Source organism: Mycobacterium shunyiense (genome assembly GCF_058270075.1).
The window spans coordinates 926,887-938,638 of sequence record NZ_JBZDPU010000015.1 but is presented as its reverse complement, the minus strand read 5'-3'; the positions used below and the strand labels follow the sequence as shown (position 1 = coordinate 938,638).

The following is an 11,752-nucleotide window of genomic DNA, read 5'->3' as shown; positions in this document are numbered from 1 at the left end:
GATCAGTCAAGCAGTTGTGGCGGCAAAACCGGTGATGGATGTGGCAGTGAGTTGAACTTCTCCAGCGAGCCGCCGACTTCGACGATGCCGCACAGCGCGTTCCACGACAGCATGGTCAGGTAGTCGATCAGTTCATCGGCGGTCATCCGCGGGTTCGACATCCAGGAGTGGGTGGCCAGCTGGACCCCGCCGACGGTGTGGAACGCCCACGCCTCGGCGCCACGGGTGTCCATGCCGACCGAGGCCATGCGGCGGCGCAGCATGACGGCGAGCATGCGCGCGATGATCTGCTCGGAATCGGCGACGGCCTTGCTCTTGCTGGCCGAGTTGTTGGCCATCACGAACGGATAGATCTCGGGCTCGGCGGCAACGGTTTCCACGTAGACCTTGATGATCTCGCGGGTCAGATCGAATCCATCGAGATTCGAGGACAGGGCGGCAGCCATGTTGGGGATCAGGGTGGTCTGGGCGAACCGCATCATCACCGCGGTGGTGAGGTCGTTCTTGTCGACGAAGTAGCGGTACAGCACCGTCTTGGAAACGCCGATCTCAGCGGCGATCTCGTCCATGCTGACGTTGCTGCCCTGGCGCCGGATCGCTTCGAGGGTGCCGTCTACCAGCTCATTGCGCCGCTCCACCTTGTGTTGGTGCCAGCGCCGTTTGCGTCCATCGGTCTTCACCGTCACCGGCGGAGTCTGCTGTGCCACTGTCGCAGTAGTCCCATTCCCTAGTTCCACTTGATACTACGGCGAATCTGCGGTTACCGGCTTGAGGGTCAGGCCGTCAGTCGCGGCGATAGCGCAAGATGGAAAGGTGGCACATCGAACCGACGCCGGAGTCCGCGTGAATGCGGGCCCGCGGCAAAGTTTTGCCGAAACGCTGGCCGGTGCGGACAGCGCTGCCGACGCCGAACGCCTACGGGGTTTGCGGAGGATGAAGCTGGTAGCGCTGAGCTTCCTGGTCGGCGCCACGGTGATCTTCCTCCTGTGCACCTGGGCGCAGTCGCGGGGCGCGGCCGGCTGGGTCGGTTATCTCCGGGCCGCGGCCGAGGCGGGCATGGTCGGCGCGCTGGCCGACTGGTTCGCGGTGACCGCGCTGTTCAAGCATCCGTTGGGCCTGCCCATCCCGCACACGGCCATCATCAAGCGCAAGAAGGACCAGCTGGGGGAGGGTCTGGGCACGTTCGTGCGGGAGAACTTCATGTCTCCCGAGGTGATCGCCACCAAACTTCACGACGCCCAGGTCGCGGGCCGGCTGGGTAAGTGGCTGTCCGACCGTCCGCATGCCGAGCGGGTGGCCGCCGAGGCGTCGACCGTGCTGCGGGTCGGGGTCGAGATGCTGCGCGACGAGGACGTCCAGCACGTGTTGGACCGGATGATCGTCAAGCGCATCGCCGAGCCCAAATGGGGACCACCGATCGGCCGGGTGCTGTCCACGCTGCTGCAGGAGGGGCGCCAGGAAGCACTGATCCAGCTGTTGTGCGACCGGGCGTTCCAATGGTCGCTGAACTCCGGTGAGGTGATCGAGCGGGTGATCGAGCGGGATTCGCCCACGTGGTCGCCCCGCTGGGTGGACCACCTGGTCGGGGAGCGGATCCACCGGGAGCTCATGGACTTCACCGACAAGGTGCGGCGCAACCCAGACCACGAGCTGCGCCGCTCGGCGACCCGGTTCCTGTTCGAGTTCGCCGACGATCTGCAGAACGACGAGGCGACGATTCAGCGCGCCGAGAACGTCAAGGAACAGATCATGGGCCGCGACGAGGTGACGCGGGCGGCCGAGAGCGCGTGGGCGGCGGCCAAGCGGATCATCCTGGAGTCGGTGGACGACCCGTCCTCGGCGCTGCGCACCCGGATCGCCGACTCGGTGATGCGCATCGGGGAGTCGCTGCGTGACGACGCCGAGCTACGCGACAAAGTCGACAGCTGGATCATCCGAGGGGCGAAACACCTGGTCGCGGAGTATGGGACCGAGATCACAGCAATCATCACCGAGACCATCGAACGCTGGGACGCCGACGAGGCGAGCCGCCGGATCGAACTGCATGTGGGCCGTGACCTGCAATTTATCCGGATCAACGGCACGGTGGTGGGATCGCTGGCGGGCCTGATCATCTATTCGGTAGCCCAACTACTCTTCTGACCTGCGCTAACTAGTGCTTGCAAAAGTTAGCACCCCGTCGTAGCGTGAATTTTGTCGTTAACGGATACACGGCCTACGAGGGGAATGACATGGCGCAAGACGAAAATCTCGCCGCTGTCGTCTCCAACGCTGCGCAGGACATCGGAAGCTTCATCCGGGCCCAGCGCGAGGCGGCGCAGGTATCGGTTCGGCAGTTGGCCGAGAAGGCCGGCGTCAGCAATCCCTACCTGAGCCAGATCGAACGGGGATTGCGGAAACCCTCCGCCGACGTGCTCAACCAGATCGCGAAGGCACTTCGGGTGTCCGCGGAAGTCCTCTATGTGCGCGCCGGGATCTTGGAGCCCAGCGAGCCCAGCGAGGTCCGCGACGCCATCGTCAACGACGTGGGGATCACCGAGCGGCAGAAGCAGGTTCTGCTCGATATCTACACATCGTTCCGGCAGCAGAACGAAGCCGAAGCAGGTGAGGAGCAGACATCTGATCCGACTGACTGACACCTCACCAACTGACCGATAACCATTCGCACGAAAAGCCATCCTGAGAAAGGAATTCGCATGACCGAGAAGACTCAGCCCACCATCGAAGACCTCAAGGCCCCGCTGTTGGCCGCCGTCGGCGCTGCCGACCTGGCCCTGGCCACGGTCAACGAGATCGTCGCCAGCCTGCGTGAGCGTGCCGAAGGCGCGCGCACCGATGCCGAGGCCCGCGTCGAGGAGAGCCGTGCCCGCCTGAACAAGCTGCAGGAGGAGCTGCCGGCCCAGTTCGGTGAGCTGCGCGAGAAGCTGAACTCCGACGAGCTGCGCAAGGCCGCCGAGGGCTACGCCGATCAGGCCACCGCGACCTACAACAAGCTGGTCGAGCGTGGCGAGGCCGCGTTGGAGCGCCTGCGCAACCAGCCGGCCATCGAAGAGGCCGCCAGCCGGGTCGAGGGCTACACCGACCAGGTCTCCGAGCTGACCCAGGAGGCTCTGGGCACCGTGGCGACCCAGACCCGCGCGGTCGGCGAGCGCGCCGCCAAGCTGGTCGGCGTCGAGCTGCCGAAGAAGGCCGAAAAGGCCGAGGCCCCCGCTGCTGCGGCCCCCGCCAAGAAGGCCGCCCCGGCCAAGAAGGCCCCGGCTGCTCCGGCCAAGAAGGCTGCCACCCCGGCCGCCAAGAAGACCACGGCCACTCCGGCCAAGAAGGTCACCCAGAAGTAATACCGGTGTCGATCGGCCGGGCATTGAGCCCCGTCGGTCGACGCTGACGATGAGGCCCGCATAGGCTGGTGAGGTGCAACTTGCCAACCTTGCGGGCCTCATTATTTCCGTACTCGGTTACGTGGTCGTTCTCGTGACCGTGTACGCCTTCGTGCATGCGGCGATGCAGCGTCCGGACGCCTACACGGCCACCGGCAAGCTCACCAAGCCCGTATGGCTGGCCATCCTGGGTGTGAGCGCGGTGCTGACGCTGCTGGTGGGTGGTGTGTTCATCCCCGTCATCGCGGCCTGCGCCACCGGTGTCTACCTCGTCGATGTGCGGCCCAAGCTGCTCGAAATCCAGGGAAAGTCGCACTGACCTGATGCGTTCGTCACTGGCTGCGTTCGGCGCGGCTTGTCTCGCGCTGGGCGCGACATTGACCTCGATCCCCGTCGCTGCCGCCGACCCGGCTGCCGACCACGTCTACGTCGACCACGTCGAATGGGCCAAATGGGGTGACCTGTCGAGCCTGCGCGTCTATCCCACCGACGCTGCCCGGGAGCTGGCCCGTCAGCCTGGCAACGTCGCGCAGGCCGACCAGGCCTGGGCCGAGGTGCTGGCCCTGTCGCCCGATGCCGACCTGCCCGGGATGCGTGAACAGTTCGTGTGTCACTGGACGTTCGCCGAACTCACCGAGCCCGGCAAGACCAGCTGGAATCTGGAGCCGTGGCGGCCCGAGGTCGCCCCCGAGGCGATGCTGGCCAGCGGATGCAATCCCGGCGGCAGTGAGGAACCGTTCTGATGGGCAGCTACACCCGCGCTCAGGTGGCGGCCCTGGTCGACCACACCTTGCTCAAGCCCGAGGCCACCGTGGCCGACGTCGAGAAGCTGGTGGCCGAAGGCGCCGACCTCGGGGTGTTCTCGGTATGCGTGTCACCGTCGCTGGTCACCGCCGCGGCCGCGGCGGCCCCGTCCGGCCTGGCGGTGGCCGCGGTGTCCGGCTTCCCGTCGGGCAAACACCTGGCCGAGATCAAGGCCCGCGAATCGCACCTGGCGGTGGCCGCGGGCGCCGCCGAGATCGACATGGTGATCGACGTCGGGATCGCGCTGATGGGCGACCTCGACGCGACCGCAGCCGAGGTCGCCGAGGTACGTGCAGCGGTGCCGGGCGCCACGCTCAAGGTGATCGTCGAGTCCGCGGCGCTGCTGGAGTTCGGCAGCGAGGCGTTGTTGCAGGACGTCTGCCGGGCCGCCGTCGGCGCCGGAGCCGACTTCGTCAAGACGTCCACCGGCTTTCACCCCAGCGGAGGCGCTTCCACCCGGGCCGTCGAACTGATGGCGCGCGCGGTGGGCGACGGTGTGGGGGTCAAGGCGAGCGGCGGCATCCGCACCGCCGACGTGGCGGTCGCGATGCTCGACGCCGGAGCCACCCGGCTCGGCCTGTCGGGCACCAGGGCGGTGCTCGACGGCCTCACCGGCTGAGCGGGGGAAAACTCAGAGCTTGTCGAAGCAGGGATCGTCGGCGGGTTTCGGCATCGACGCGTTCTTGGTCGAAAACTTCGCCACCACGCCGCTGTCGGTGACCTGCACGCTGTCGGCGTGAATTCCCATCGGATAGTTCTCGGTCAGCTGGCCGGTGAACTTGTCCAGGATGGGTTGCAGCGTCTCGCGCGGCCACGACAGTCCGATCGCGCTCAGGTCGACGATCTGCATCGAGATGCCCTTGTTGACCACCGTGGGCTTGGCGGTGATGGTGCCGAGCAGGCCCTTGAGCTCGATCGTCCCGTTCGAAGGGTTGGTCTTCACATCCGAGATGGCCGAGCCGATGAACGGCAGCTGGACCATGTCGGCCACCGTCTGGCGGATGCCGTCGGTGCCCCAGGTGATGTCGGCGACCAGCGATCCGACGGTGCCGCTGGAATCGGCGGTCTCCTGGATGCGCACGTCCTCGATGCCGAGCTTGACCTGCATGCCCTTGGCCTCGCGGATTTGGTTGCCCGCGGTCTCGATGTTGATGTTGGTGTAATGGCCGCTCACGTGCTGCATCAGGAACGGCGGCAGCGGGTCGAACGAGGCCTTCGCACCGTCCTGCACGATGCATTCGACGATCGAGGCGACGATCTTGTCGGCCCGGCTGCGGGCGTACAGCTCACCGCCGAGCACGCCGGCGGCGACCAGAGCCACCACGATCACGAAGACCAGCACCACCGACAACGGATCCGACAGCAGCTTCTTGATCTTCGCCAGTGCCGAGGGGCTCTCCGGGCCCTGCGGCTGGGGAGCTGCAGGTGCCGGTTCGTCGACCTGACCCGGCTGAGCCGTCGGGGGCTGCGGAGGCAGCTCCTGGGTAGGCGATGGCGGGGACTGGTCGGTTGGGCGAGCCCAGGGATCGGTCACCCCAGCGATTGTGCCTTACCGAACTGAGCGAACTGTGAGCGGTTCTGCAGCACCGCGATGGTGTCCCGGACCTGGTTGGCGGCGTCGAGGTCGACGTCGAAAACCAGCAACTCCCGCTCGGCCCCGGCCACGGCGAGAACCTCACCGGTGGGGGAGGCGACCACACTGCCACCGACGCCCGTCGGCCCGACCTTGGCGATCTCGTCGCCCGGATACGCCTGGTCCACCGCGGCGATGAAACCGGTGGTGTCCAGCGCCCGGGCCCGGGCCAACAGGGTCCACTGCTCCAGCTTGCCGGGCCCGGACCCCCATGAGGCATGCACGGTGATCAGCTGGGCGCCGCGGCGGGCCAGCTCCACATAGAGCTCGGGGAACCGGATGTCGTAGCAGGTGCTCAGGCCGACCGTGACCCCGTCGACTGTGATGGTCACCGGATCGAAACCCGGTGCCACAGTGCGTGATTCGGCGAACCCGAAGGCGTCGTACAGGTGGATCTTGTCGTAGTGCGCATCGACGCCGGGGCCCGTCGCGATCAGGGTGTTGGTGACCCGGCCGTCGTCACTGGGGACGAACATCCCGGCCACCACGACCACCCCGGCCCGCGCGGCGATCTCGCGTACCGCCGTCGCCCACGGTCCGTCGAGGTTCTCGGCGACAGGGCCCAGCGGCACCCCGAAGCGGCACATCGTGGCCTCGGGGAACAACACCAACCGGGCGCCATCAGCGGCGGCGCGGTGGGTGTACTCGTCGACCAGTGCGAGATTCGACGACGGGTCCGTGTCGGTGGCGATCTGCGCCAGGGCAATTCGCATGCGGATCAGTTTAGTGGGGCCATTGGGCCTGATTTGTGGCTGGCGCCACGGTGCTTAATTGGTGGCTGGCGCCACGGCGCCCCACGGGACGGTGAGCACTCCGTCGCGCAACCGGCGGCGCGGCGCGGCGACCGGCCATCCCTCGGTGCGCAACAGCTCCACCATGGCCCGCCAGCGCACCCGCGGTCCGAACACGCCGTGCCCGGCCGCGCTGGCCCACGCCCGGTCGGCGGCGCCGAGCAGCGCGTGGATCGGCTGACCTTCGACGTTGTGGTGGATCAGCACCTTGGGCAGCCGTTCGGCCAGATCCGACGGCCGCTCGATGCTGAACGGGTCACACGCCAGGGTCAGGGTCACCGGCCCGTCCGCGTCCAACAGCACCCAGCAGCATCGGCGGCCCAGCTCGTCGCAGGTCCCGTCGACGATCAGCCCACCGGGCGCGAGCCGGCGCGACATCGTCGCCCAGGCATCCGGCACCGCCTCGACCGGATACTGACGCAGCACGTTGAACGCCCGCACCAGCACCGGTCGCAGCCCGGCCAACTCGAACCCGCCGAGGGCGAAGTGAACGTCGCTGGCCCCGGACATCGCGCGGGCGGTGGCCACCCGTTCCGGGTGGATCTCCAGGCCGACGACCCGCACGTCGGGACGCACCGACTGCAGCCGCGCGGCCAGTTCGAGCGTGGTCACCGGCAGCGCGCCGTACCCGAGATCGACCACCAGCGGATCGGTCGCGGCCCGCAGCACACTGCGTACCCGCGGCGAGTGCACCAGCCAACGGTCACTGCGGCGCAGCCGGTTGTATCCGGTGGTGCCCCGGGTGACCGCGCCGACGGGTCTAGACGTGCTCGGCGATCCACTCAGCGGTGAACGCCCCCTCGATGGTGAAAACCTCGTTGACGGACTGCAGGACCATGTCTTCGAGCTTGCCGCCGACCAGGGGCATCGGCACCTTGCACGTGCTGTCGACCTCGAGCCGGCTTCCCGCCGACGCTCCGGTGAGCACGTAGCGGCCGTCGAGCCGGCCCGGGACGTGTGAGACCGACGCGGCGTAATGGCCTTTCACGCCATGCGGGTCGAAGGGACCGAAAATCTGCCTGCGGGTGATGGCCATGTCGAGCGGTATCACCGATCGCAGGAGGGCGGGCAATTCCTCGCGCGGCAGCACCTGCCGGAACTCGACCTCGATTCCGCTCCCGTCGGAGCTGAACGCCGTGATGTCGGATTTCCCGGGCGTGAGGTCGTCGTATCGGTCCATGAGGGCCTGCCAGTAATCGCCGTCCGCGAACACGGCGTACATCGTCTCGGCGGGTGCGTCGAAACTCAACGTCGACTGCCGGCTTCGGCTCATGGCTACCGACCGTACCGCCGCCGGATTCAGCTGTGATCGGTGATCCACCCCGAGGTGAACCGTTGCTCGGCGGTCAACAGGTCGACCAGCTGCGAACCGATGAAACTCTCGATCTTGCCGCCGACCAGCGGCACCCTCACCTCGACCGTGATGTGCACCGACAAGCGGCACCCGCCGTCGGTCCCCGTGAGTGTCGCGGACCCGGACAGCGACACCGGTGCTCCTGAGATGGAGCCCAGGACCGTGCCGCGGGACGCGCCGTCACGGATCGGCTGCCAGTGCTCCTCGCGGCGGATCTTCAGATCGCCGCGGTGAAACTGTGACACCAGCCCGGGCAGCCGGTTTGCGTGCAGGATCTGCGTGGTGACCGCTTTGATCTCGCCGTCGTCGGACACGGTCAGGGCGTCCAGAGTGGCTTCGTCGGCCCCCGAATCGGCCAGCCGGGCCAACCAATACCGTTCGTCAGCGAATGCCCGGTGGATCTGTTCGACGCCGGCTTCGTAATCGGTGGCCATGTCGAATGATCGCGGCATAGCTGGTCAGGCTACCGTTACGGCCCGTGGTCAGTTCGTATGTTGCCGGGGTCGCGGTCGCCGAGTCGGTTGCGCTGGCCCCGCTGACCACGCTGCGCGTCGGTCCGGTGGCTCGCAGAGTGCTGACCTGCACCAGCACCGATCAGCTGATCGATGTGCTGCGCGCGGTCGCCGACCCGATCCTGGTGCTGGCCGGCGGATCCAACGTGGTGCTGGCCGACGATCTCTCCGAGACGATGCCCGATCTCACCGTGGTGCGGGTGGCCAACACCGCGATCACCGTCGAGGGCAACATGGTGCGCGCCGAGGCCGGCGCCGTGTTCGACGACGTCGTCGTGTCCTCCCTCAATCATGGGCTGGGCGGCCTCGAATGTCTGTCCGGGATACCGGGTTCGACCGGGGCCACCCCGGTGCAGAACGTGGGTGCCTACGGCGCCGAGGTCGCCGACACCATCAGCCGGGTGCGGTTGCTCGACCGGCGCACGGGTGAAGTCCGTTGGGCCGCACCGGAAGAACTCAAGTTCGGCTACCGCACCAGCATCCTCAAACACTCCGATGCCGTCATCGTGCTCGAAGTCGAGTTCGCCCTCGATCCGACGGGGCGCAGCGCACCGCTGCGGTACCGCGAACTGGCCACCGCGCTGGGAGTCGAACCCGGGGAGCGGGCCGACCCGACGCGTGTTCGCCAGACTGTGCTGCAGTTGCGTGCCGGCAAAGGGATGGTGCTCGACGCCGATGACCACGACACCTGGAGCGTCGGGTCGTTCTTCACCAACCCCGTGGTGTCGCAGGCTGAGTTCGAGCGGGTGCAGGCCACGTTCGAGGCAGGCCAGGACGGAGCGGCCGGGGCGGTGCCGCATTACCCGGCACCCGACGGGGTCAAGCTCGCGGCGGGCTGGCTCGTCGAGCACGCCGGCTTCGGTAAGGGCTACCCCGGTGAAGGCGCTCCGGCGCGGCTTTCCACCAAGCATGCGCTGGCTCTGACCAATCGTGGCGAGGCGAACACTGCCGATGTGATTGCCCTGGCCAGAGCGGTGCAGGCGGGTGTTTTGGACCGCTTCGGGATCATGCTGCACCCAGAACCGATTCTGATTGGGTGCGATCTATCAGTACCCTAGATCCACGTGAGCCCTGGCGGTGATATAGAGGCGGATGCGCCGTTGTTCAATCGGCGGCGTGCCCTGACGGTGTTGACCGTCGGAATGGGAGCCGGACTGCTGGCTGCCTGCTCGGGAAAGTCGCCCGTCTCGGCACCTGAGGCAGCCGGGCCGGTGGCGCCGACGGTGACCTACGAGCCTGCCGCCGACTCCGATGACGTGCTGCCGACGGCGCCGGTCGGCGTCAAGGTCGAGAACGGCGTGTTCCAGCGCGTCAGCCTGACCAACGCCAACGGCAAGGTCGTCGCCGGCAAATTCAACAGCGACCGCACCGCGTTCACTGTCACCGAACCCCTCGGCTACGAATCCACCTACACGTGGGCGGGTGCCGTGGTGGGCCAGGACGGCAAGTCCGCATCCGTGCAGGGCAAGTTCTCCACCGTCGCCCCGCAGAAACAGGTCAACGGCCAGTTCCAGCTCGCCGACGGCCAGGTCGTCGGCGTGGCCGCGCCGATCATCCTGCAGTTCGACGCCGCGATCGACGACAAGTACCGGGCGACCGTCGAAAAAGCTCTTCAGGTCACCACCACCCCGCCCGTCGAGGGCAGCTGGGCATGGCTGCCCGACGAGGCCGGGGGCTCGCGCGTGCACTGGCGCACCCGGGAGTACTACCCGGCCGGAACCAAGGTCAGCGTCAAGGCGCCGCTGTACGGCGTCAGCTTCGGTGACGGCGCCTACGGTGCGGCGGACTCGACGCTCGACATCGAGATCGGCCGCCGCCAGGTCGTCAAGGCCGAGGCCTCCAGCCACCGCATCCAGGTGCTCGACGGATCCGGCGCGGTGATCATGGACTTCCCGTGCAGCTACGGCGAGGGCGACCTGGACCGCAACGTCACGCGTAGCGGCATCCACGTGGTCACCGAGAAGTACGAGGACTTCTGGATGACCAACCCGGCCGCCGGGTACAGCAATGTGCACGAACGCTTCGCGGTGCGTATCTCCAACAACGGCGAGTTCATCCACTGCAACCCGAACAGCATCGGTTCGCAGGGCAACACCAACGTGACCAACGGTTGCATCAACCTGAACCTGGAGAACTCGCAGCAGTACTTCAACAGCGCGATGTACGGCGACCCGGTCGAGGTGACCGGGACCCGGATCCAGCTGTCCTACGCCGACGGCGACCTCTGGGACTGGGCGGTGGACTGGAACGAGTGGAAGTCCATGTCCGCGCTGTCCTCGGAGGATTCGCCGTCGAATCTGCCGGCCAGCGCGCCGGCGACGCCGACCGACGCGCCCACCCTGTCCGGCACCCCGACGACAACAACGCCGCCGAAGCCCACGCCGGGCGGTTGATTTCTGCGCCGAAAGCAACGCTGTGGTCGTTGCGGCATTGCGCCAACGACCACAGCGTTGCTTTCGCGGTTGTCAGGTGCGGTTACCGGGCTAGTCGTTCAACCTCCGGTTACTGGGCTAGTCGTTCAACCTCCGGTTGAAGCGCGACCCGGGGGCCCCGCTGACCTGGTCACGCGGCCTGACCACGATCAGGTCGAGGTCGACGTGAGACGGGCGTGAGGCGACGAAACCGATCACCTCGGCGATGTCCTCGGCCACCAGCGGGGTAACCCCCTCATAGACCTTCTCGGCTCGCTCCTCGTCTCCGTCAAAGCGGTTCAGCGAGAAGTCGGTCTGCACCATCCCGGGCGCAACTTCGGTGAGCCGCACGGGTTTTCCGAGCAATTCGCTGCGCAGGGTGCGGTGCAGGACGCCCTGGGCGTGCTTGGCCGAGGTGTAGCCCGCCCCGTTGTCATAGATCTCGACGGCGGCGATCGAGGTGACGGTGATGATGAGCCCGTCGCCGGAGTCGATGAGCTTGGGCAGCAGCGCGCGGGTGACGCGCAGGGTGCCCAGCACATTGGACTCCCACATCCAGCGCCAGTTGTCGATGTCGGCGTCGGCCACCGGCTCCAGCCCGCGGGCCCCGCCGGCGTTGTTCACCAGCACATCCACCCGGTCCAACTGGGCCGCCAAGGCGTCGACGGAGTCCTGGTCGGTGACGTCCGCCACAATCGCGGTACCGCCGATCTCGTCGGCCAGCTCCTGGATCAGATCGGCCCGACGGGCCGCGCAAACCACGTGAAAGCCCAGGGCGGCAAGGGATCTGGCGGTTGCGGCACCGATCCCGGCGCTGGCGCCCGTGACCACTGCGACCCTTTTTTCTGACTGTGATGTCGTCACATGACC

The 11,752-nt window shown here is 67.3% G+C and carries 15 protein-coding genes; 8 read left to right on the top strand and 7 right to left on the bottom strand.

The features are described 5' to 3' along the window. Positions 1-2: 2 nt before the first annotated feature. Positions 3-707 (bottom strand): TetR/AcrR family transcriptional regulator, encoded by a 705-nt coding sequence (locus AC4ELH_RS18870; protein ID WP_055110487.1) that lies wholly within the window; start codon positions 705-707, stop codon positions 3-5. 106 nt (positions 708-813) lie between these two features. Here AC4ELH_RS18870 and AC4ELH_RS18865 point away from each other — a divergent pair, with 106 nt between their 5' ends. The 6 genes from AC4ELH_RS18865 to deoC all read left to right on the top strand — a co-directional run bounded on the left by AC4ELH_RS18865 (position 814) and on the right by deoC (position 4,800). After that, a complete protein-coding gene (locus AC4ELH_RS18865; RefSeq protein ID WP_463805287.1) occupies positions 814-2,142 on the top strand; it encodes a DUF445 domain-containing protein in 1,329 nt (442 codons plus the stop codon). Between the two features lie 89 nt (positions 2,143-2,231). Further along, the gene (locus tag AC4ELH_RS18860; protein WP_055110485.1) at positions 2,232-2,636 is read left to right on the top strand and encodes a helix-turn-helix domain-containing protein; all 405 of its coding nucleotides are present in this window, start codon (positions 2,232-2,234) and stop codon (positions 2,634-2,636) included. A 60-nt stretch (positions 2,637-2,696) separates the two neighbouring features. Continuing rightward, complete coding sequence (locus tag AC4ELH_RS18855; RefSeq protein ID WP_064882233.1) at positions 2,697-3,338, top strand: hypothetical protein; 642 nt, start codon at positions 2,697-2,699, stop codon at positions 3,336-3,338. A gap of 73 nt (positions 3,339-3,411) precedes the next feature. Next, positions 3,412-3,696, top strand: a complete 285-nt coding sequence (locus AC4ELH_RS18850; RefSeq protein WP_055110484.1) for a DUF2516 family protein — start codon at positions 3,412-3,414, stop codon at positions 3,694-3,696. Between the two features lie 4 nt (positions 3,697-3,700). Further along, positions 3,701-4,120: a DUF2599 domain-containing protein gene (locus AC4ELH_RS18845; RefSeq protein WP_448443819.1), complete on the top strand. Its 420-nt coding sequence runs from the start codon at positions 3,701-3,703 to the stop codon at positions 4,118-4,120. Continuing rightward, a complete protein-coding gene (deoC, locus tag AC4ELH_RS18840) occupies positions 4,120-4,800 on the top strand; it encodes a deoxyribose-phosphate aldolase (RefSeq protein ID WP_498885912.1) in 681 nt (226 codons plus the stop codon). Before AC4ELH_RS18845 ends, deoC begins: the two co-directional genes overlap by 1 nt. A 12-nt stretch (positions 4,801-4,812) precedes the next feature. Here deoC and AC4ELH_RS18835 read toward each other — a convergent pair whose 3' ends face one another. The 5 genes from AC4ELH_RS18835 to AC4ELH_RS18815 are packed head-to-tail and all read right to left on the bottom strand — an operon-like array spanning position 4,813 to position 8,411. Continuing rightward, positions 4,813-5,715, bottom strand: coding sequence for an LmeA family phospholipid-binding protein (locus AC4ELH_RS18835; RefSeq protein WP_064957094.1), 903 nt, complete (start codon positions 5,713-5,715; stop codon positions 4,813-4,815). After that, a complete protein-coding gene (locus tag AC4ELH_RS18830) occupies positions 5,712-6,527 on the bottom strand; it encodes a carbon-nitrogen hydrolase family protein (RefSeq protein ID WP_064882243.1) in 816 nt (271 codons plus the stop codon). Before AC4ELH_RS18830 ends, AC4ELH_RS18835 begins: the two co-directional genes overlap by 4 nt. A gap of 54 nt (positions 6,528-6,581) precedes the next feature. Further along, positions 6,582-7,391, bottom strand: a complete 810-nt coding sequence (locus AC4ELH_RS18825) for a class I SAM-dependent methyltransferase (protein ID WP_064882331.1) — start codon at positions 7,389-7,391, stop codon at positions 6,582-6,584. Next, positions 7,366-7,878 carry a DUF2505 domain-containing protein gene (locus tag AC4ELH_RS18820; protein WP_064957093.1) on the bottom strand — a complete coding sequence of 171 codons (513 nt, stop codon included), beginning with the start codon at positions 7,876-7,878 and terminating at the stop codon, positions 7,366-7,368. The genes AC4ELH_RS18825 and AC4ELH_RS18820 overlap by 26 nt, the downstream gene beginning before the upstream one ends. Positions 7,879-7,904: 26 nt before the next feature. After that, complete coding sequence (locus AC4ELH_RS18815; protein WP_498885909.1) at positions 7,905-8,411, bottom strand: DUF2505 domain-containing protein; 507 nt, start codon at positions 8,409-8,411, stop codon at positions 7,905-7,907. A gap of 26 nt (positions 8,412-8,437) precedes the next feature. Between AC4ELH_RS18815 and AC4ELH_RS18810 the strand changes: the two genes are divergently transcribed. Next, positions 8,438-9,529 (top strand): UDP-N-acetylmuramate dehydrogenase, encoded by a 1,092-nt coding sequence (locus AC4ELH_RS18810; RefSeq protein ID WP_498885908.1) that lies wholly within the window; start codon positions 8,438-8,440, stop codon positions 9,527-9,529. Between the two features lie 6 nt (positions 9,530-9,535). Further along, positions 9,536-10,864: a L,D-transpeptidase gene (locus AC4ELH_RS18805; RefSeq protein ID WP_498885907.1), complete on the top strand. Its 1,329-nt coding sequence runs from the start codon at positions 9,536-9,538 to the stop codon at positions 10,862-10,864. A gap of 117 nt (positions 10,865-10,981) precedes the next feature. Here AC4ELH_RS18805 and AC4ELH_RS18800 read toward each other — a convergent pair whose 3' ends face one another. Continuing rightward, positions 10,982-11,746 carry an SDR family oxidoreductase gene (locus AC4ELH_RS18800; RefSeq protein WP_498885905.1) on the bottom strand — a complete coding sequence of 255 codons (765 nt, stop codon included), beginning with the start codon at positions 11,744-11,746 and terminating at the stop codon, positions 10,982-10,984. Between the last annotated feature and the right edge of the window lie 6 nt (positions 11,747-11,752).

What these genes read in the sequence shown, in the direction of transcription:
- AC4ELH_RS18830 (WP_064882243.1), bottom strand. Translation starts at nt 6,527, where the DNA reads ATGCGAATTGCCCTGGCGCAGATCGCCACCGACACGGACCCGTCGTCG.
- deoC (WP_498885912.1), top strand. Translation starts at nt 4,120, where the DNA reads ATGGGCAGCTACACCCGCGCTCAGGTGGCGGCCCTGGTCGACCACACC.
- AC4ELH_RS18845 (WP_448443819.1), top strand. Translation starts at nt 3,701, where the DNA reads ATGCGTTCGTCACTGGCTGCGTTCGGCGCGGCTTGTCTCGCGCTGGGC.
- AC4ELH_RS18820 (WP_064957093.1), bottom strand. Translation starts at nt 7,878, where the DNA reads ATGAGCCGAAGCCGGCAGTCGACGTTGAGTTTCGACGCACCCGCCGAG.
- AC4ELH_RS18815 (WP_498885909.1), bottom strand. Translation starts at nt 8,411, where the DNA reads ATGCCGCGATCATTCGACATGGCCACCGATTACGAAGCCGGCGTCGAA.
- AC4ELH_RS18855 (WP_064882233.1), top strand. Translation starts at nt 2,697, where the DNA reads ATGACCGAGAAGACTCAGCCCACCATCGAAGACCTCAAGGCCCCGCTG.
- AC4ELH_RS18860 (WP_055110485.1), top strand. Translation starts at nt 2,232, where the DNA reads ATGGCGCAAGACGAAAATCTCGCCGCTGTCGTCTCCAACGCTGCGCAG.